The organism is Cognatishimia maritima, from assembly GCF_900129685.1.
GTDB lineage: Bacteria > Pseudomonadota > Alphaproteobacteria > Rhodobacterales > Rhodobacteraceae > Cognatishimia > Cognatishimia maritima.
This window is the reverse complement of sequence record NZ_FQWM01000001.1, coordinates 438,225-457,756: the sequence shown is the minus strand read 5'-3', so window position 1 is coordinate 457,756 and position 19,532 is coordinate 438,225. Positions and strand designations below refer to the sequence as shown.

At 57.0% G+C, this 19,532-nt stretch carries 17 protein-coding genes; 9 read left to right on the top strand and 8 right to left on the bottom strand.

Annotated features, from left to right (window positions below; all coding sequences use genetic code 11):
• The first annotated feature begins 64 nt into the window (after window positions 1–64).
• From BUA39_RS02330 to uvrA, 8 genes are all read left to right on the top strand, one after another.
• A complete protein-coding gene (locus BUA39_RS02330) occupies window positions 65–3,445 on the top strand; it encodes a YhdP family protein (RefSeq protein WP_084604658.1) in 3,381 nt (1,126 codons plus the stop codon).
• Between the two features lie 17 nt (window positions 3,446–3,462).
• A complete protein-coding gene (queA, locus tag BUA39_RS02325) occupies window positions 3,463–4,509 on the top strand; it encodes a tRNA preQ1(34) S-adenosylmethionine ribosyltransferase-isomerase QueA (RefSeq protein ID WP_072790372.1) in 1,047 nt (348 codons plus the stop codon).
• 100 nt (window positions 4,510–4,609) lie between these two features.
• Window positions 4,610–5,863 (top strand): MFS transporter, encoded by a 1,254-nt coding sequence (locus BUA39_RS02320; protein ID WP_072790369.1) that lies wholly within the window; start codon window positions 4,610–4,612, stop codon window positions 5,861–5,863.
• Window positions 5,864–5,958: 95 nt separating this feature from the next.
• Window positions 5,959–6,531 carry a DUF924 family protein gene (locus BUA39_RS02315; protein ID WP_072790366.1) on the top strand — a complete coding sequence of 191 codons (573 nt, stop codon included), beginning with the start codon at window positions 5,959–5,961 and terminating at the stop codon, window positions 6,529–6,531.
• Between the two features lie 72 nt (window positions 6,532–6,603).
• A complete protein-coding gene (locus BUA39_RS02310) occupies window positions 6,604–7,179 on the top strand; it encodes a GNAT family N-acetyltransferase (protein WP_278246282.1) in 576 nt (191 codons plus the stop codon).
• A 55-nt stretch (window positions 7,180–7,234) separates the two neighbouring features.
• Window positions 7,235–8,629 carry a dihydrolipoyl dehydrogenase gene (gene lpdA / locus BUA39_RS02305; protein ID WP_072790360.1) on the top strand — a complete coding sequence of 465 codons (1,395 nt, stop codon included), beginning with the start codon at window positions 7,235–7,237 and terminating at the stop codon, window positions 8,627–8,629.
• Window positions 8,592–9,209, top strand: a complete 618-nt coding sequence (locus BUA39_RS02300) for a methyltransferase domain-containing protein (RefSeq protein WP_341349520.1) — start codon at window positions 8,592–8,594, stop codon at window positions 9,207–9,209. Before lpdA ends, BUA39_RS02300 begins: the two co-directional genes overlap by 38 nt.
• A 322-nt stretch (window positions 9,210–9,531) precedes the next feature.
• Window positions 9,532–12,390: an excinuclease ABC subunit UvrA gene (gene uvrA / locus BUA39_RS02295; RefSeq protein WP_072790357.1), complete on the top strand. Its 2,859-nt coding sequence runs from the start codon at window positions 9,532–9,534 to the stop codon at window positions 12,388–12,390.
• Between the two features lie 73 nt (window positions 12,391–12,463).
• Here the strand turns inward: uvrA and BUA39_RS16955 are convergent, their stop codons facing one another.
• Both BUA39_RS16955 and BUA39_RS02285 read right to left on the bottom strand, forming a co-directional pair.
• A complete protein-coding gene (locus BUA39_RS16955) occupies window positions 12,464–12,859 on the bottom strand; it encodes a hypothetical protein (RefSeq protein ID WP_072791675.1) in 396 nt (131 codons plus the stop codon).
• A gap of 64 nt (window positions 12,860–12,923) precedes the next feature.
• Window positions 12,924–13,370, bottom strand: a complete 447-nt coding sequence (locus tag BUA39_RS02285) for a hypothetical protein (RefSeq protein WP_072791673.1) — start codon at window positions 13,368–13,370, stop codon at window positions 12,924–12,926.
• Between the two features lie 141 nt (window positions 13,371–13,511).
• Between BUA39_RS02285 and BUA39_RS02280 the strand changes: the two genes are divergently transcribed.
• Entirely contained in the window at window positions 13,512–14,285 is a 774-nt protein-coding gene (locus BUA39_RS02280) for a helix-turn-helix transcriptional regulator (protein ID WP_072791671.1), read from the top strand.
• Window positions 14,286–14,293: 8 nt separating this feature from the next.
• Here BUA39_RS02280 and BUA39_RS02275 read toward each other — a convergent pair whose 3' ends face one another.
• The 6 genes from BUA39_RS02275 to BUA39_RS02250 form a co-directional block, all read right to left on the bottom strand.
• The gene (locus BUA39_RS02275; protein ID WP_423219923.1) at window positions 14,294–14,491 is read right to left on the bottom strand and encodes a YgaP family membrane protein; all 198 of its coding nucleotides are present in this window, start codon (window positions 14,489–14,491) and stop codon (window positions 14,294–14,296) included.
• Between the two features lie 63 nt (window positions 14,492–14,554).
• Entirely contained in the window at window positions 14,555–15,427 is an 873-nt protein-coding gene (gene mmsB / locus BUA39_RS02270; RefSeq protein WP_072790351.1) for a 3-hydroxyisobutyrate dehydrogenase, read from the bottom strand.
• Window positions 15,428–15,430: 3 nt separating this feature from the next.
• Window positions 15,431–16,471, bottom strand: coding sequence for an enoyl-CoA hydratase/isomerase family protein (locus tag BUA39_RS02265; protein ID WP_072790348.1), 1,041 nt, complete (start codon window positions 16,469–16,471; stop codon window positions 15,431–15,433).
• A gap of 21 nt (window positions 16,472–16,492) precedes the next feature.
• A complete protein-coding gene (locus BUA39_RS02260) occupies window positions 16,493–17,632 on the bottom strand; it encodes an acyl-CoA dehydrogenase family protein (protein ID WP_072790344.1) in 1,140 nt (379 codons plus the stop codon).
• A gap of 170 nt (window positions 17,633–17,802) precedes the next feature.
• A complete protein-coding gene (locus tag BUA39_RS02255; RefSeq protein WP_072790341.1) occupies window positions 17,803–18,936 on the bottom strand; it encodes a carboxylate-amine ligase in 1,134 nt (377 codons plus the stop codon).
• 93 nt (window positions 18,937–19,029) lie between these two features.
• Window positions 19,030–19,497, bottom strand: a complete 468-nt coding sequence (locus BUA39_RS02250; RefSeq protein WP_072790338.1) for a hypothetical protein — start codon at window positions 19,495–19,497, stop codon at window positions 19,030–19,032.
• Between the last annotated feature and the right edge of the window lie 35 nt (window positions 19,498–19,532).

The following is a 19,532-nucleotide window of genomic DNA, read 5'->3' as shown; positions in this document are numbered from 1 at the left end:
CCATTGGCTATATGCTAGGGCAGAGATCACGACAAGCAACTGAAACGGGCCTTTTGCGGCGCAGATGAGCGAAACCCCTTCGACAGAAAGCCGTGAGGCCCAGCCGCTAAAGGCAGGTGCCGATCGGCGTAGGCGGCATTGGAGCTGGTGGATGGTGCTGGGCAGCATCGTTCTGGTGCTTGTGACCTGTGTCGCGATTGCGGGCAGTTTGCTTTACATCAATGGCCGCACAATCACCGCACCGGATTGGGTGCGCGACCGGGCGATCACGGAATTTTCCAAGGCGCTGCCCGGAGCCTCGGTGCGGTTTGATAATCTGACAGTTGAAGTCCAGGCAGATTGGCACCCGCGCATTCTGCTCGAACGGGTTGTGATCAGACCGATAAATGGCGGACCCGCGCTTGAGTTTTCCGAGGCTGAGACTTCGCTATCCTATCGGCGCTTGCTGCAACGTCAGGTCGCGCCGCGAGATATTCGTTTGTCAGGCGTTTTTCTAAAGGCGCGTCGCGCTGAAACCGGGCAAATGGTGGTTTCTTTTGGAGAGGCCCAAGACAGCCTGTCGGGTGCCGAAGAGCGAGCAAACGCAGGAGTTGCCGCCGATATCACCTTGCCTGATCTGATTGAGCAAATCGACAGTTGGCTTTCCTTTTCGCAATTTGAACGGCTAACGAATGTCACCGTTGATGCGTTGACGGTTCAGTTTGACGACCTGCGCGCCAAACGGGCGTGGACGATTGATGGCGGTCAATTGCAGATGCGCCGTGCTGAGGACCAACTGCGTATCTCGGCAAACTTGGCGCTTTTGGGCGGGCGAGATTATGTTTCGACTTTGGAATTCAACTACGAAAGCGCGATTGGTGAAACCTCTGCCGGGATCGGGATCATCGTCGATGATGTCGCTTCGGAAGATATCGCGACGCAATCCCCTGCTTTGGCATGGCTTGATATCTTGCGCGCTCCAATTTCTGGCGCGATGCGGGTCGAAATTGATGAAACAGGTGCGCTCGGCCCCCTCAGCGCGGCTTTGCAGGTGGGCGAAGGCATCATCCAGCCAGACCGCGACCTGACCGGCATTCCGTTTCGCGCAGCGCGCAGCTATCTGACCTATCTGCCGGGCAGCAATACGATCCGTTTTGATGAACTTTTTGTGGAAAGCTCGTGGATCACAGCTCGGGCCGAAGGCAAGGCCCATCTTGAGCAGGTGGACAGCGGTTTGCCTAATGCGCTGATTGCGCAAATTCGTTTGACGGAACTGTCAGGGAACCCCGCAGACCTATTTGAAACACCGGTTTCCATTGATCGCGCACGTGCGGACCTACACCTGCAGCTTGAACCGTTTTCGCTACAAATTGGGGAGATGCTGGTTCAAGATCAGGGGCATTCTTTGGTGCTTGATGCCGATATTCGGGCGCTGGATGACGACTGGCAGATTGCCGTCAACGGCCATATGGATGCGCTGGATGCACGCCGCGTGTTGACCTGGTGGCCAGAACAATCCGTTCCCAAAACCCGTGAATGGATCGACGAAAACATTCACGACGGCCGCCTGACGGACATCAATCTCGCCCTGCGATCCGCGCCAAGGGGCGGGCTGCAGCCCTATGTTGACTTTCATTTCGAGGAGGCTTCGGTCCGCTACGCAAAGACGCTGCCGATCGTCACAAATGGGCGCGGGCAGGCCGTGTTTCATGAAGATAGGTTTGCCGTCATGGCCCATGGCGGAACCGTGTCCCCCGGGCAGGGCGGCGGTATTGAAATTGCGGGGACGACATTTGTCATCCCGGACACGAAGATGAAGCCACCACCGGCAGTGGTTGATCTGCGCACCGACGGCACGATTACCGCGACATTGGCGCTGTTGGATCACGCGCCGCTGTCGTTCCTGAGCAAAGCCAATTTGCCTGTCGATCTGGCGCAAGGCCGTGCTCAAACCGTTGGTAAACTGAGCTTGCCTCTGAAAGCAAAGCTGCCAGCAGGCGATGTTGTGTTTGATGTCGCGGCCAGCCTGACCGATGTGCGCAGCGACCATTTCGTGAAGGACAAGGTGATCGCCGCCCAAATCTTAGATGTGCGTGCGACCAATGACAGCCTGACCATTTCAGGTCCGGGGCGGATTGGGGCCGTGCCCTTTGATGCGACCTTTGTAACTGGCTTAGGGCCCGACAACAGCGGGGAAAGCCGCGTTTCGGGCACAGTGGACCTGAGCGAGCAATTCATCGATGAATTCAACATCGGTCTGACCAGTGACCTGGTGTCTGGCCGCGGAAAGGGTGCCTTTGAACTGGCGTTTCAAAAGGGCGAGCCAGGCCGGTTTTCGGTCACAACAGATACGCGCGGGTTGACGATGGGCGTGGCCTCCTTGGGTTGGTTCAAACCGGCAGACCAAGTCGCGAGCCTGAGTGTTGAAGGCACGCTCAGCAGCCCAATGACGGTCGACCTTTTGACATTGGACGCGCCGGGACTGAAGGCGCAGGGCGGGATCACGTTAAAGCCCGAAGGCGGATTGGACCGCGTCGCGCTGAGTGATGTGCAGGTTGGCAATTGGCTCTCGGGCAGTGCTGATCTCGTGGGGCGCACAGGCCGCGCGCCGGATGTGGTGTTGCGCAGCGGGCGGCTTGATCTGCGCAATGCGCCGTCCGTTGCACGCGGGGAAGCGGCTGCGGCAGGTGCCGGGATCAGGATCGACGCGACCCTTGATCGGGTCACGATTTCCGAAGGCATTGCGCTGACCGGCTTGAAAGGTTTGTTCTCCACATCGGGCGGGTTCAGCGGGCAATTCACCTCGCAGGTCAACGGCGGCGCCGCGATTTCAGGTGCCGTTGTCCCGAGCAATGGGCGCTCTGCCGTGCGCATTCAATCAGAAGACGCGGGCGGCACCATGCGCTCTGCCGGCATTCTGAAACAGGCCCAAGGCGGGCAACTTGACGTGACGTTGCAGCCCAATGGGCCCGATGGGCATTTTGCTGGTCGGCTGAACGCGTCGTCGGTGCGGATCAAAGATGCTCCGGCGATGGCAGAACTTCTGAATGCGATCAGCGTGGTGGGTCTGCTGGATCAGTTGGGTGGCACGGGCATTGCCTTTGCTGATATCAATGCTGCGTTTGAATTGAACCCGACATATGTGCACTTGACCGAGGGCAGTGCGGTTGGCCCGTCTATGGGCATTTCTATGGATGGCATCTATCACCTTGGCACCGGACAGTTAGACATGCAGGGCGTCGTGTCGCCGATCTATATGCTCAACGCCATTGGGCGGCCCGTCTCAAAACGCGGAGAGGGGCTGTTTGGGTTCAACTACAGCCTTCGGGGCACCTCGGAGTCGCCCTCCGTTTCCGTCAATCCGCTTTCGGTCTTGACGCCGGGCTTCCTTCGCGAGATTTTCCGCCGCCCGACGCAGGTGCCGGATGCTGAGCCATCGCAGGATACCTCCATCGGGGCAGAGTAACGCCGGACTAGGACACGATGCAGCTATCTGATTTTGACTTTGACCTGCCAGAGCGCCTGATCGCGACCCGGCCCGCCAAACCGCGCACTTCTGCGAAGCTGTTGGTGGCAACAGCTGACACCATCACTGATGCCCATGTGCATGATATCGCGCAATTCTTCCGCCCCGGCGACCGGTTGGTTTTGAACGACACAAAGGTGATCCCGGCGCGTCTGACCGGCGTGCGGCGACGTGAAAGCGCGCAAGGCCCTGTTGAGGCCAAGATCGAAGTCACTTTGCTTGACCCCAAAGGTGAAGGCCAATGGAGCGCGTTGCTGAAGCCGTTGAAGAAAATCAAAGAAGGTGAGCTGATCCATTTCGCCGAAGATTTTTCGGCAGAACTGCTGCGCAAAGAGGATGGGCAGGCAGTGTTGCGGTTTGATGCCGAAGGCGAAGCCTTTGAAGCCGCGCTGCAATCTTCGGGTGCCATGCCTTTGCCGCCTTACATCGCTGCGAAACGCCCTGCGGATGAACAGGATAGGACAGACTATCAAACGGTCTTTGCACGTCATTCCGGCGCGGTCGCCGCGCCGACCGCATCTTTGCATTTTGATGAAGAACTGCTGGCCAAACTAAACGCCTTGGGTGTCCAGTTTTCACATGTCACACTGCACGTCGGAGCAGGGACGTTCCTGCCGGTCAAGGTCGATGATGTCACCACCCACAAGATGCACGCCGAATGGGGGCGCGTCAGCGAAAAGGCCGCAGCTGAAATCGCTGAGACCAAAGCGCAGGGTGGTCGGGTTATCCCGGTGGGCACAACCGCCCTACGTCTGATCGAAAGCGCCGCACGTGGCGGAGAGATTGCCCCGTGGGAGGGCGAAACGGATATCTTCATCTATCCCGGTTTTCAGTTTCAGGTCACTGATGCACTGATGACGAACTTCCACCTGCCGAAATCAACCTTGATGATGCTCGTTTCAGCATTGATGGGGCAGGACAGGGTGCGCGAGATTTATCGCCACGCCATCGATCAAGAGTATCGGTTCTTCTCTTACGGCGATTCCTCGCTTCTTTTGCCCTAAATCAGCCAAGGCGTTCACAGACATTGTGGCGGAAGCGGCAAGTGTGTTAGGCGCGAATTTGTGAGTCGACGCAAGTCCGCGCGGCGCGGGAGATTTGATAATGGTGCAGTTTCTAGCGGGTGCCTGGGCCTTGTTGCTTGGGATATTGCTCTTGATGCTGGGCAATGGCATGCACGGGACCTTGTTGGGCGTGCGCGGGGAAATCGAAGGATTTTCCACCACAGAGATGTCCTATGTGATGTCCGCCTATTTCGTCGGGTTTCTGGGCGGCTCCAAGCTGACGCCAGAGATGATCCGCAGGGTTGGCCATGTGCGAGTCTTCGCAGCGCTAGCGTCGTTCATTTCAGCCTGTTTGATCCTCTTTCCGGTGGTGTCCAACCCTTGGGCATGGGTCGCGATCCGCGTTGTGATCGGGTTCTGCTTCTCAGGTGTGTATGTGACCGCCGAGGGTTGGCTGAACAACGCCGCGAGCAATGAGACCCGTGGGCAGGCGCTGTCGTTTTACATGATCGTTCAGATGCTGGGCATCATTGCGGCGCAGGGGCTGTTGCTTTTGGGTGATCCTTCTGGCTTTGCGCTGTTCGTGATCCCCTCGGTTCTGGTTTCGATTTCCTTCGCGCCCATCTTGCTTTCCGTCGTGCCCACGCCGGCCTTTGATCAATCCAAAAGCATGAGTTTCCGCAACCTTTGGTCGCTTTCGCCTTTGGGGTTTGTCGGGATTTTCCTGCTGGGGGGTATGTTCGCGGCGCAGTTCGGTATGGCGGCGGTTTTTGGCACAGAAGTTGGGATGTCCGTGCGTGAAATCTCGATGTTTGTGGCTGCCTTTTACGTGGGTGCCCTGGTGACGCAGTTCCCAATCGGCTGGCTGTCAGATCGCATGGACCGGCGCGTTTTGATCATGCTGGTGTCCTGCGCCAGCGTGTTCGGCGGATTTGCCGGGTCAATCTATATCGAAAATTTCACCGCACTTTTAGTTTCGGCCTTTGTATTAGGCGGCACGGTGAACCCGCTCTATTCGCTGTTGCTGGCCCACACCCATGACTTTGTCGAGCACGATGAAATGGCGGGGACCTCTGGCAGTTTGCTTTTTGTGAATGGGCTTGGCGCCATCATTGGCCCAATCGCCATCGGTTGGTTGATGAACAGATTTGGCGCAGTTGCCTATTTCGGCTATATGACGGCCTTGATGGCCGTTCTTGCCGCCTACGCCGCCTACCGGATGGTTAAGCGCCCTGCAAAATCCATCGAAGACACATCAAGTTTCGCCGCACTTTCGCCAACCTCCTCGCCAATAGCGCTGGAAGTTGCCCAAATTGCCGCCGATGAGTCGATGGAAAGCGACAATGAGAGGTAAATGTCGGTTTTGAAGCAAAAAATGACTTTTCTGTCCGTTAAGAACGTGTGTAACATTTTTGTAATAGATCAATGTCTCTGAAAAGGAGTAGGGCTATGGCAGGGCCTGAAGAGATACTGAGTTTTTGGCTTGATGAGGTAGAGCCAAAAGACTGGTACGTAGCGTCCGACGCACTGGACGAAACCATTAAAGAACGCTTTTTGCCCGATTGGGAAAAAGCCATGAAAGGCGGCTTGGGGCAGTGGATGACCTACCCAAGCGGGTGTCTGGCCTACATCATTCTGATGGACCAGTTTTCGCGCAATATGTTCCGCGGCGACGGTCGGTCGTTTGCCTCGGACCGGCGCGCCTTAGCCGTGGCGAAATCAGCGATAAAAAAAGGGTGGGATCTTAAGATCGATCAACCTGCACGCATGTTCTTTTACATGCCGCTAATGCATTCAGAAAACCTGTGTGATCAGGATCGCTGTGTGCGTCTGATCAAAGATCGGCTGGAGAATGCAGAAAACAACTTGTTGCACGCCCGCGCCCACCGCGAGGTGATCCGCATGTTTGGTCGCTTCCCGCACCGCAACGCAGATCTGGATCGACGCTGCACCGAAGCTGAGAAAGCTTTTTTGGACAAAGGTGGCTACGGCGCAACTGTTCAGGAACTGCAAGCAGCCTGATCGGGTCGCCGATGGAATGCTTTGAACCCGCGCCTTTTCGCGCGGGTTTTTTGTTGCCTCGCACCGCAAACATTGCGCAGTTTTACTGACGAGACAGGGGGGGGGTGTTCAATATCACATCCTCAGACATATCAGTTTCGCCGCGTCGCGCGTTCGGATTTGCCGATGATCGAGGCATGGCGCAAACACCCACATGTGCGGGAATGGTGGGGCGATGATGAGCCGTTGACTGACGCCGAACTTGCGCGTCCTTTGGTCCGAAGCTGGATCGTTTCCCTCGACCAGCACCCGTTTGCCTATATCCAAGACTATAGCGTTCATGGCTGGGACTTTGATCACCACTTCGCCGATCTGCCCAAGGGTGCGCGCGGGATCGATCTTTATCTTGCCGATCCCAATATGCTGGGGCAAGGGCATGGCAAGCGCTTTATTGCGCAACATATGGCGACGCTTTTTGCCGAAGGGGCACCCGTCATCGCTACCGATCCTGACCCCAACAACACGCATGCCGTGGGCCTTTATGTAGCCCTCGGGTTTCGCGCCTATGGGGATGTGGTGGCCACCGATTGGGGGCCTGCAGTTTTGATGAAGTGTGACAATTCGGACTTCGTGCCACAAAGCGATCAGGTTGATCAGCAAAAAACCTGATTGCACTTCGCGACCACCTTCGTAAGGTTCTTGAAACACTTAACGGGAGGACCACATGGCCGCAAAATCCTTTGACATGATCGTAATCGGTGCGGGGCCCGGGGGCTATGTGGCGGCAATCCGGGGGGCGCAACTTGGTCTGAAGGTCGCAATTGTCGAACGCGAGCATATGGGCGGCATCTGCCTGAACTGGGGTTGTATCCCGACCAAAGCGTTGCTGCGGTCCTCAGAAGTGTTTCACTTGATGAACCACGCGAAGGACTACGGGCTAAGCGCCGAGAATGTCTCTTACGACCTCGACGCGGTGGTAAAACGTTCGCGTGGTGTGGCCAAACAATTGAATTCCGGCATCGGCCATCTGATGAAGAAAAACAAAGTCACGACCTTTATGGGAGAGGCGACCTTACCCGCGAAAGGCAAGGTTTCGGTCAAAACCGACAAAGGCACCGAAGAGCTGACGTCAAAACACATCGTGATTGCCACCGGCGCGCGGGCGCGGGAGTTGCCGGGCTTGGAAGCAGACGGCGATCTGGTCTGGACATACAAACACGCGCTGCAGCCGCCGCGGATGCCCAAGAAGCTGCTGGTGATTGGCTCAGGCGCCATCGGGATCGAATTTGCAAGCTTCTACAATACCTTGGGTGCAGAAACGACGGTCGTTGAAGTCATGGATCGTATCCTGCCCGTCGAAGATGCAGAGATTTCCGCCTTTGCCAAAAAGTCCTTCCAAAAGCAGGGCATGAAAATCATGGAAAAGGCGGCGGTCAAACAATTGGATCGCGGCAAGGGCAAGGTGACGGCGCATATCGAGGTCGGCGGCAAGGTCGAGAAACACGACTTTGACAGCGTGATTTCCGCCGTGGGCATCGTCGGCAATGTCGAAGGGCTTGGGCTTGACGGGCTAGGCGTCAAGGTCGACCGCACGCATATCGTGACAGATGAATACTGCCGCACAGGAGTTGATGGCCTTTATGCCATTGGGGACGTCGCCGGCGCGCCTTGGCTGGCGCATAAGGCCAGCCACGAAGGCGTGATGATTGCCGAATTGATTGCGGGCGGCAAACCGCATCCCGTCAAACCCGAAAGCATCGCTGGCTGCACCTATTGCCACCCGCAGGTCGCCTCGGTCGGGATGACGGAAGCCAAAGCAAAGGACGCGGGCTATGACATCAAGGTCGGCCGCTTCCCCTTCATTGGCAACGGCAAGGCCATCGCCTTGGGTGAGCCCGAAGGCATGGTGAAAACCGTCTTTGACGCCAAAACGGGCGAATTGCTTGGTGCACATATGGTCGGGGCTGAGGTGACAGAGATGATCCAGGGCTATGTGGTGGGTCGCACGCTGGAAACCACCGAAGCTGAGTTGATGGAAACGGTTTTCCCGCATCCGACCCTTAGCGAGATGATGCACGAAAGTGTTCTGGACGCTTATGGGCGCGCCATTCACATCTGACACGGAACGGATTGACCGAATGCCAAGCCTGAACCGGGTGATTATGAACCGCCGCAGCCGTCGTTTGATGGAAGAAATCGGCGCCGAAGACATGGACGTGGCCGAGATTTCCGGCCAATGGGGGATGAACCTTAAGACCAAGTCCTATGTGCAGTACAAATTCCCCGCCCATGACATTTGCAAGGGGCCTGTGCGCTACGCCGACGGTGAGGTTTTGAAATATGACCTGATTCTTGCCAACCAAGTCTGGGAGCATCTGGATCGTCCCTACGCGGCCACCAAACACGTGATGGAGATGCTGCGCCCCGGCGGGTATTTCTGGCTGGCCGTACCATTTCACGTGCCGTACCACGCAGCCCCGCATGACTGCACGCGCTGGTCGGCACGGGGATTGAGGAACTTCTTGATCGAAGTGGGTTTCCCGGAAGACGACATTCGGACGGCAGCTTGGGGCAACCGTCACGCAGCGGCGCGCAATCTCGAAGAAAGCTGGCCGCCGGAATATGATGCAGATACAGACCCGTTGGAGAACGATAAGGCCTTTCCGATCGTGACTTGGGGATTAGCGCGGAAGGCATAGTGCATAGTTGCCAATTGCCAAAGCAAAAAGCTTTGGCAGCGCCCGAACCACCCCCACGGGGCGGGCGCTTTGCTCCCGCCCCTCGGTTCGGGCGCAGGTCAATGGGAACACTCATTCCTTCGGAGAATGCTAAACCTGTTGACAGATTTCGGCAGCGGCAAGAGTGGTATCGCGGTTTTGAAGCTTCGCGCCTTGCATTTCACTTTAGTTCAGGGGACGACTCCATAAATAAGTGATTGGGTGTTCATATTTTGTTCACTTTTTGCTATTGGAGAGTCGGGCCCGGCGACCTATCTGTAACGGGCTGCATTTGGGGGCCTTTATGCCTGAACTGAAAAACATCGAAGTGCGCGGCGCGCGCGAGCATAATCTTAAGTCCATTGACGTCGATATTCCGCGCGACCAGTTGGTGGTGATCACGGGTCTTTCGGGGTCGGGGAAATCCTCTTTGGCCTTTGACACGATCTATGCCGAGGGTCAGCGCCGTTATGTTGAAAGCCTATCGGCCTATGCGCGGCAGTTCCTTGATATGATGGAAAAGCCCGATGTGGATCACATCAGCGGCCTAAGCCCGGCGATTTCGATCGAACAGAAAACCACGTCCAAAAATCCACGTTCGACCGTGGGGACCGTGACGGAAATTTACGATTACATGCGCCTGCTTTTCGCGCGGGTGGGGACGCCCTATTCGCCAGCCACGGGCCTTCCGATTGAGGCGCAACAGGTGCAGGACATGGTTGACCGGATCATGCACTTAGAAGAGGGCACGCGCGGCTATCTGCTGGCCCCCATCGTGCGGGACCGCAAAGGTGAATACAAAAAAGAATTCCTCGAACTGCGGAAGCAGGGATTTCAGCGCGTAAAGGTGGATGGAGAGTTCCACGACCTCGACACGCCGCCCACATTGGACAAGAAATACCGTCACGACATCGACGTTGTTGTGGATCGGATCGTTGTCCGAGAGGGCCTAGAAACTCGGTTGGCTGACAGCCTGCGCACCGCGCTTGATCTGGCGGACGGCATCGCCATTCTAGAGACCGCGCCGAAAGAGGGCGACCCGGAACGCCTAACGTTTTCGGAGAACTTCGCTTGCCCGGTCAGCGGCTTTACGATTCCCGAGATCGAGCCGCGCCTGTTTTCGTTCAACGCGCCTTTCGGGGCCTGCCCGGAATGTGACGGCCTTGGCAAAGAACTTTACTTTGACGAACGTCTGGTGGTGCCCGACGCGACGCTGAAAATCTATGACGGCGCGCTGGCCCCATGGCGGAAAGGCAAGTCGCCTTATTTCCTGCAGACCATCGAAGCCATCGCCAAACATTACGAGTTTGACAAGAATACCTCGTGGAAAGACCTGCCTGCCCATGTGCAGCAGGTGTTCCTCTATGGATCTGGCGAGGAAGAGATCAAGTTCCGCTATGACGAAGGCGGGCGGGTCTACGAAGTGACACGCGTTTTCGAAGGGGTCATTCCGAATATGGAACGCCGCTATCGCGAGACGGATTCCAACTGGATTCGCGAAGAATTTGAGCGCTATCAGAACAACCGTCCCTGTGGGGCGTGTCGGGGCCACCGTCTGCGCGATGAGGCATTGGCCGTTAAGATCGCGGGCAATCACGTGGGTCACGTGGTTCAAATGTCGATCCGCGAGGCGGCAAACTGGATGGAAGAGGTTCCCGCCAGCCTGACCAATCAGAAAAACGAAATCGCCCGCGCGATCATCAAAGAGATCAAAGAGCGGCTTGGGTTTCTGAATAACGTGGGATTAGAATACCTTACGCTGTCACGTTCAAGTGGCACGCTGTCTGGTGGTGAAAGCCAGCGTATTCGTTTGGCGAGTCAAATTGGGTCGGGCCTAACCGGTGTGCTGTATGTGCTGGACGAGCCTTCGATTGGGCTGCATCAACGCGACAATGACCGCCTGCTTGGCACGCTGAAAAACCTGCGCGATCAGGGCAATACCGTGATCGTGGTGGAACACGACGAGGAAGCGATCCGCGAGGCGGACTATGTCTTTGACATCGGGCCGGGGGCCGGGGTGCATGGCGGGCAGGTGGTGTCCAAAGGCACACCTGCGGAAATTCAGGCCGATGCCGGGTCGATCACAGGCCAATACCTGTCGGGTGCGCGTGAAATCAGCGTGCCGGGAGAACGACGTGAGGGCAACGGTAAGACGCTGAGCGTCGTCAAAGCGACGGGCAACAACCTCAAAGAGGTCACGGCGGATTTCCCGCTGGGCAAGTTTGTCTGCGTGACTGGGGTGTCGGGCGGTGGCAAGTCCACCCTGACGATTGAAACCCTGTTCAAGACAGCCTCAATGCGCTTGAACGGCGCGCGGCAGACGCCTGCGCCTTGTGAGACGATCAAGGGCCTCGAACACCTCGACAAAGTGATCGATATTGACCAACGCCCTATTGGCCGGACTCCTCGGTCAAACCCAGCGACCTACACCGGGGCCTTCACGCCCATCCGAGATTGGTTTGCGGGTCTGCCAGAGGCGAAAACGCGCGGCTACAAGCCAGGGCGGTTCAGCTTTAACGTCAAGGGTGGAAGGTGTGAGGCCTGTCAGGGCGACGGCGTCATTAAGATCGAAATGCACTTCTTACCCGACGTCTATGTCACCTGCGAGACCTGCCAGGGCGCGCGCTATAACCGCGAGACTCTAGAGATTAAGTTCAAAGGCAAATCCATTGCGGATGTGCTGGACATGACCGTCGAAGATGCGCGTGAGTTTTTCAAAGCGGTGCCGTCGATCCGCGACAAGATGGAAGCGCTCAGTCGCGTTGGATTGGACTACATCAAGGTCGGACAGCAAGCAACGACGCTGTCGGGTGGCGAAGCGCAGCGCGTGAAACTGTCAAAGGAACTCGCGAAACGCTCTACCGGGCGTACATTGTATATTCTGGACGAACCAACCACCGGTCTGCATTTCGAAGATGTGCGTAAGCTGCTTGAGGTGCTGCATGAATTGGTCGACCAAGGCAATACGGTTGTGGTCATTGAACACAACCTGGACGTGGTGAAAACCGCCGATCATATCATCGACATCGGTCCTGAAGGCGGCGATGGTGGTGGCGAGATCGTGGCTGTGGGCACGCCAGAGGACGTCGCCCAAGAGCCGCGCAGCCATACAGGCCGCTATTTGAAAGAAATGCTGAATACCAGACGCGTGGCCGCCGAATAGACTATCCGCCTGAGCAGAAAGTATAAAACGCGCCGAGGGGTCTCGGCGCGTTTTTTCGTTCGTATATGCGCTGTTAGTTCAGGATGGCCGTGACTGCACCAATCAGGTCCAGAACCTCTGCACTGTCGCGGTCCACGCGATAGATATAGTCGCCGACGCGATAGTAGACCTCATTTGGGTCCAGATCATACTGTTCCGGGTTCTCAAGGATCGTGTAGTTCTCAACGACGATCACGTCACCTTCGGAATAGGGGGCCTCCCCTTCGTCGACGTGCTTCTTCGCTTGACCGGGTGGAATGCAGGCCGGGTCTTTTTTGGCCAAACCCGGCGGGCAAAACTGCGCGGTGTCTCCGACCGATTGTTTGACATGGTGTTTGCCATTCCCCTTGCCTTTGCCCGGATCAGCAAAGCCTGCAAGGGGTAGGGTGGCCGCCAAGGCAGCGCTTAGAATTAGGGCTGTCGATTTCATCATCGCCTCCTGATGTTTTCTTTCATCTACATGGCAATAACGATCAGGGGCAGCAGGAGTTCCCTTATGCCTTTGTGGTAGCGGTTTGTTGCCGGGTGGAGCGGTTCATCGCGAGAGGCACGAGGAAGAGCGCCAAGAATAGGCTGTTGAATGGGACATTGAACCAAGCGCCCGCAGCGATGGACCCCGCGCTGTCGCTGACGTACCACGTAAAGAAACTAACCCCGATGATGCGGCCACCTAAGCTTGGGTCCCGGCGGTAGATATGGTGGGTGACCAACCAGCCCATCACGCAAAAGCCCAACATGATGCCGCCAGACACTGCGGTCAAAAGACTGGTTGGTCCGTCCGAAAGGTGCTGTGCGCCGTCCAGCGGCAAATAAATCAGATCCAAAGCAAAATTCATCGGGGCGGGCGAACCGAGTAGTACGGACAGGACCATAATCGCTCCGAAAACGATTCCTGATCCATTTGCGATAAGGAGGGCGCGGGTTGCTGTGGTGTGTGTCATGAACATTCCTTTCGTTGATCTGCGTGTCACGGACCAAGTAGAGGCCTTTATCGAGACGGCTCAATTACCTCAGAGGTAAGTGAACTCATGCAAATGTTCGCTATGCTTGGGCAGAAGCCGTTTGAAGGAATCGGATGTCGCATGCCGCAGAAATTTGGTGAAACGCTCAAGTCATGGCGCGGTATGCGTAGGCGCAGCCAGCTCGATCTCGCTTTGGCGGCTGGGGTTTCCGCGCGCCATATCTCATTCCTAGAAACCGGGCGCGCGCGTCCTAGCCGGGCAATGGTGCAGTCTCTTTGCGAAGAGTTGGATGTACCGCGCGGGGCGCGCAACTTGATGTTGACCTCTGCTGGGCTGGCGCCAGCCTATGAGGCACGCGCTTTAAGTGCCGAAGAAATGGCCCCGATGAAGGCCGCCGTGGACTGGATGCTGACCCGTCACGCGCCTTATCCGGCGATCGCGCTTGATCGGCATTGGCGGCTGGCGGCGCTGAACCCGATTGCGGAAATCATGTTCGGAGCCGCTGGGCTGCAAAGCGGGGACAGCTTGCTGGATGCGTTTCTGTCTAACGAGGCACTGCGGTCTGCTATCCTGAACCTGGATGACGTCGAACAGCTTGCTTTGGCCCGTTTGCGGACTGAGCTTGCACATTTCGGGCGCGATTCTGTTCTTGAGGCCGCGATTTCAGCGCTTGAGCAGCGGGTCACAAACACCCCTGAGGACGCGCACGACGTCTATGCCTTGCCCGCCATGATGCCGACCCACTATCGGGTCGGCGGCCAAGACTTGTCGCTGTTTTCAACGATCAGCCAATTCGGCGCGACAGAGGACATCGCCTTGGCTGATCTGCGGATCGAATTGTTCTTCCCCGCAGACGAAGCCACGCGCGTCACGCTTCAGAATTTGTCGCAATAATCTGGGGATCACCCCTGTTTACGCGGACAGGTCGACATGCCTAACAGTGAATATATTGGGCAGGTTTTCATAAGGCCGGTGATCAGAGGGATCACGCCGATCCACATCCAAAGCCCGTACCCCAACAGCGCGCCAAGGACCAGCAGGGCCCCCAAGACGATGCGAATGGTACGATCCAGATTGCCAACATTTGTGGAAAACATCATCTGTTCCTTCTACGGTTGATGATGTTTTCTACATTACATTCTTTTAGTGGAATATGATCTAAATCAACTCCGCCCACGCTTTTCAAACCGGGGCAACATGGCAGAGAAATCCATGCCCAAGCCATTTTCGTTTTCAACGAACTGTTCGTAAAGCGCGCTGGCAAGTTGGCCCATCGGCGTATCCGCATCTGCTGAATCGGCGGCCTGTTGCGACAGCCGCAGGTCTTTCAGCATAAGTTCCGCCGCAAAGCCAGGTTGATAGTTGTTGTCCGCCGGGCTTTGCGGCCCGACACCGGGGGCAGGGCAGTAGGCGTTCATCGACCAGCTATAGCCCGAGGAGGTGCTGACCACGTCAAACATCTTTTGACGGTCCAGACCCAGTTTGTCGGCCAAGGCAAAAGCCTCGCAGGTGGCGATCATCGTGACGCCAAGGATCATATTGTTGCAGATCTTGGCGGCCTGTCCCGCACCCGCGTCGCCGCAATGCACGGCCTTCTGGCCCATGATGTCAAAAAGCGGCTCAGCCTTCGCAAAGGCCGCGGCACTGCCGCCCGCCATGAAGGTCAGCGTGCCGGCCGCAGCGCCGCCAACGCCGCCCGAAACAGGCGCATCCACGGCCAATAGGCCTGCCGCCTCGGCCTGCGCGGCCACGGCTTTGGCGCTGTCGACATCAACAGTCGAACAATCCACAAAGGCCGCGCCTTTGGTCATGGCTGGGAGAATGTCATTGGCAACAGCGCGCAGGATTTGGCCGTTGGGCAGCATGGTGATCACGACCTCTGCGTCTTTGGCCGCCTCTGCAGCAGACGACGCAAGGGAGACGCCGTCAATCTCGACCGAGGCCATATCAAAACCGATAACCTCGTGACCCGCCTTGGCCAAATTCGCGGCCATTGGACCACCCATGTTTCCCAAACCGATAAAGCCAATTTTCATGCTCTACTCTCCCTTTTCAAAAGTCAGCTGCGCGTCTCCAAGCGGCATCAACATCTGCGTCACCGCAAGCGGCGGCAGGTCCTCCGGTTGATGGCGCCAGCGCGGCGACCGGTCTTTGTCAATAATCGCGGCACGAATGCCTTCAAGGAAATCCGAATGCTCCAGCGCGCGATAGGTATAGCGGTATTCTTGCTGCAATGCCGGGCGCAGCGTGTCGTAGGCGCGATTGCGGTGCAGCAGCTCAACGGTGCAAGCCATGGCAAGCGGCGAATTGCGCGACATGGTCTTCAACGTCTGCTTTGCAAAATCGCTGTCGTCCGCCTGCAAGGCGTTCAGGATATCGCGCAGGGTCGCCCCGCCAAAACAGGCGTCGATCTGCGGTTGCATTTGGGCAAGATCGCTTTGGCCCGCAGGCTGCGCGGCGGCGTCGATCAGGCTGTGATCGCCCGTTTGTTCGAGCGCTGTAATCAAGTCTGGCCAGTCGCTTTCAGGAATGTAGTAGTCGGCAAACCCCGCGTAAATCGCGTCAGCCGCCTTCATGCGGGTAGCGGTCAGCCCAAGGTATTCGCCAAGCCTGCCTGGTGCATGTGCCAAAAGGTAACTGCCACCAACATCGGGCACCAAGCCAATCCCGCATTCGGGCATCGAAATCTGGCTGCTGTCGCCAACCACGCGATGAGACGCATGACCACCAACACCGACGCCGCCGCCCATGGTGAATCCCTGCATGAAGGCCGCAACTGGTTTTGGGAACTCGAACATCTTGGCGTTCATACGGTATTCATCAGCCCAGAATTTCTGCCCATAGGCGAAATCCCCTTTGGTGCCGGTCGCGTAGATTTCACCAATGTCGCCCCCCGCGCAAAAGGCACGGTCGCCAGAGGCGTCAATGACAAGCATCTGCACGTCCTCGTCCGTGGCCCAAGCATCCAGCGCCTCTTCAAGGGCGAGGCACATTTGATAGTTCAACGCATTCAGCGCCTTGGGGCGATTGAAAGTCACGCGACCCGTGCGACCGACCTTGCGGAGTAGGATATCGCTCATTCTGTCAGCCTTTTGAATGGGTTAAGAGGCAATGACTTGGCGGGACACGATCAGGCGCATGATCTCGTTTGTGCCTTCTAGGATCTGGTGCACGCGTAGGTCGCGCACGATCTTTTCGATCCCATAGTCGGCAAGGTAGCCGTAGCCGCCATGCAGTTGTAGACAGCCATTTGCAACCTCAAAGGCGACGTCTGTCACCATCAGCTTTGCCATGGCGCAAAATTTGGTGGCGTCGTGATCTTTGTTGTCCAGTTTCCACGCCGCCTGTCGCAGGAAAGTGCGCGCGGCCTGCAGTTTGGTCTCATATTCCGCGAGGCGGAATTGCAGCGCTTGAAATTGATCGATGGACCGGCCGAAGGCCTTGCGCTCCGACATATATTGCACGGTTTGATCTAGCGCCTGCTGCGCGCCGCCCAATGCTCCGGCAGAGATGTTCAAACGCCCGCCGTCCAGTCCGGCCATCGCGTAGGAAAAGCCACGACCTTCTTCGCCGACAAGGTTCTCTAGCGGAATCTTGCAGTCGTCAAACTGAACCTGCGATGTCGGCTGCGCCTTCCAGCCCATTTTCTGTTCCAACGCCCCAAAGGACAGGCCCGCCGCGCCGTCATCGACGATCACGGTTGAAATCCCTTTCGGGCCATCTTCGCCGGTGCGGCACATGACGACATAAGCGTCGGAATAGGAGCCACCAGAGATAAAGGCTTTGGTGCCGTTCAGCACATAACCGTCGTTTTGTTTCTCAGCGCGAGTTTTCAGCGCTGCCGCGTCCGATCCGCTGCCCGGTTCGGTCAGACAGTAGGAATAGAATTTCTCCATGCTGCAGAGGCCGGGTAGCACGCGCTGCTTCAACGCCTCAGAGCCGAATTTGTCGATCATGCCGCCGCACATATTGTGGATCGACAGGAATGAACCAACGGCCGGGCAGGCCATGGCGAGCGCTTCGAACACCAGCGTCGCATCAAGCCGCGACAGGCCAGAGCCGCCGTATTCCTCCGACACATAAAGCCCGCCGAACCCAAGTTCTGCCAGTTTCGGCCAAAGGTCCTTGGGGATCGACCCGTCGCGCTCCCATTGTTGGGCGAATGGGGCGATATGTTCTTCGCCAAAGCTTTTGGCCATGTCGAAAATCAGGGTTTGCTCTTCGGTCAGCGCGAAGTCCATGGGCGTCTCCGGGAAAGTGCGTTTGTTGGTTATTGAACGGTTGTTCTTATAATAGCTTTCTTTCCAGAATGTGTCAGGACTTAAATAGGTTAGCGCCGTCGCGTCAGTTTCCTTTGCGACGTCGCGTCCTTTGAATGCAGGGGCGTTCTGTGCCTTGCATCCTGCGTAAGTTACAGGTCGGCGTGGAATTCCTCGGTCAGGAACTTCACAACATCGCGCATTGCCTCTTTCTGGTCCTTGCCAGCATCAAGAGAGGCCTGCAGTACCTTGCGTTGATCCTGCGCCGCGTTACCATTTTCAGCGATGGCGACTGCGTTCTCAACCGCTTCCGTGCTTTTGAAGACAACCATGTCTTCGGCAATCAACTCTTGCAGCTCTCGCATCAGGTCGGCCAGGGGCACGATCTCGCGACGACCAAAATCAATCAGCCCTTCGGTGGTGCCATAACGCTGTGCCCGCCAGCGGTTTTCCTTGATCAGGAAGTTGTCATAAAGCCGCCAGCGCTGGTTCTTGGTTTGCAAACGATACAGCATGCGCGCCAAGGCCTGGTTCATGGCGGCCAGCGACAGCGTGGTTTCCAGACGCGGGGACACATCGCAGATGCGGGTTTCCAGTGTCGGGAACTTGCTGGACGGGCGCAGATCCCACCAGATTTTGGAACTGTCTTCGATCACGCCCAACATACGCAGGGCCTCGACCGAGCGTTCCCATTGCCCCCAACTGTCCATCACCTGCGGCAGTCCGGTGCGGGGAAGGTTGTCAAAGACGGTTAGGCGATAGCAGGACAGCCCGGTGTCATCCCCTTGCCAAAACGGCGATGACCCAGACAGTGCCAGCAGATGCGGTAGGAAATAGCTGAGTTGGTTCATAATATCGATCCGCATTTCGCGGTTTTCGATCCCAACGTGCACGTGCATCCCGCAGATCAACATGCGCCGCGCGACGCCGCCCAATACATCAGAGAGCGCGTTGTAGCGGTCTTTGTCGGTGTGTCTCTGATCACGCCAATCGCTGAACGGGTGGCAAGAACTGGCAATCGGGGCGAGATTATAGCGTCCGGCGACTCGGGCTACCGTGCTGCGCAGACGTTTCAGATCTTCGCGTGCTTCCCCAACGTTTTGGCAAACACGTGTGCCGATCTCTATTTGGCAATCCAGAAACTCGGGGCTGACCTGGTCCTGCAACTCGGATTTGCATTCCTCCATCAGCGCCTCTGGGGCCGGGGCAAGGTCAAAGCTGTCCTTGTCGACCAGCAGGTATTCCTCTTCGATTCCGATTGTGAAATCAGGGGCTTTTACGGGCATGCATCCTCCACTGTCCTATGCGCGCATTGTTCTTTTTTGAATCAGTTAGACAGGGAATATCAGGAGGTGCAAGCAGATAGGTCCGATCCGAGCCTATGGGCAGGCACCAGCAGAGCAGGGGGAGCGTTCGCAGCCCCGCGATGAAAGCGCCTTGGCGCGTAGATCAAAAAAGCCCAATGTCAGATCCGGCAAATGATCGCCAATGCGCTCGGCTTTGCGAAACACTTGGACTGTCACGTGATCCGTCATGCCAGAAAGCGATTGCATAATCCGAGTCATGCCAAAGGTCAGGTCATCTGGCGCATAAAGCAGCAAGGTCAGCCTTTGTTTACGTGGCTGATAGTGCCGTACCAATTGCCCGTAGACCGCGTTCAGGTCGTCAAAGGTCATGTCCGTGCCAGTGACGTCCGACAGATCCACGAGGGTCACAAACCCAAGGGCACCGGATACGCCGATTTGGTCTTCGACTTGCCAGCCGATCACATCCTTTGGCTCCATGAACCCGCTGCAGTGCACAAACAGGATGTTCTGGTCCGGTAGCGGGTAGGTGGCAGAAGGCATGAAAAACAACCTTTGCGAGATAATAGCCGAGGGTC

What these genes read in the sequence shown, in the direction of transcription:
- uvrA (WP_072790357.1), top strand. Translation starts at nt 9,532, where the DNA reads ATGCCTGAACTGAAAAACATCGAAGTGCGCGGCGCGCGCGAGCATAAT.
- BUA39_RS02265 (WP_072790348.1), bottom strand. Translation starts at nt 16,471, where the DNA reads ATGAGCGATATCCTACTCCGCAAGGTCGGTCGCACGGGTCGCGTGACT.
- BUA39_RS02330 (WP_084604658.1), top strand. Translation starts at nt 65, where the DNA reads ATGAGCGAAACCCCTTCGACAGAAAGCCGTGAGGCCCAGCCGCTAAAG.
- BUA39_RS02315 (WP_072790366.1), top strand. Translation starts at nt 5,959, where the DNA reads ATGGCAGGGCCTGAAGAGATACTGAGTTTTTGGCTTGATGAGGTAGAG.
- BUA39_RS16955 (WP_072791675.1), bottom strand. Translation starts at nt 12,859, where the DNA reads ATGAAATCGACAGCCCTAATTCTAAGCGCTGCCTTGGCGGCCACCCTA.
- queA (WP_072790372.1), top strand. Translation starts at nt 3,463, where the DNA reads ATGCAGCTATCTGATTTTGACTTTGACCTGCCAGAGCGCCTGATCGCG.
- BUA39_RS02275 (WP_423219923.1), bottom strand. Translation starts at nt 14,491, where the DNA reads ATGATGTTTTCCACAAATGTTGGCAATCTGGATCGTACCATTCGCATC.
- BUA39_RS02285 (WP_072791673.1), bottom strand. Translation starts at nt 13,370, where the DNA reads ATGACACACACCACAGCAACCCGCGCCCTCCTTATCGCAAATGGATCA.
- BUA39_RS02260 (WP_072790344.1), bottom strand. Translation starts at nt 17,632, where the DNA reads ATGGACTTCGCGCTGACCGAAGAGCAAACCCTGATTTTCGACATGGCC.
- mmsB (WP_072790351.1), bottom strand. Translation starts at nt 15,427, where the DNA reads ATGAAAATTGGCTTTATCGGTTTGGGAAACATGGGTGGTCCAATGGCC.
- BUA39_RS02255 (WP_072790341.1), bottom strand. Translation starts at nt 18,936, where the DNA reads ATGCCCGTAAAAGCCCCTGATTTCACAATCGGAATCGAAGAGGAATAC.
- lpdA (WP_072790360.1), top strand. Translation starts at nt 7,235, where the DNA reads ATGGCCGCAAAATCCTTTGACATGATCGTAATCGGTGCGGGGCCCGGG.
- BUA39_RS02250 (WP_072790338.1), bottom strand. Translation starts at nt 19,497, where the DNA reads ATGCCTTCTGCCACCTACCCGCTACCGGACCAGAACATCCTGTTTGTG.
- BUA39_RS02280 (WP_072791671.1), top strand. Translation starts at nt 13,512, where the DNA reads ATGCCGCAGAAATTTGGTGAAACGCTCAAGTCATGGCGCGGTATGCGT.
- BUA39_RS02320 (WP_072790369.1), top strand. Translation starts at nt 4,610, where the DNA reads ATGGTGCAGTTTCTAGCGGGTGCCTGGGCCTTGTTGCTTGGGATATTG.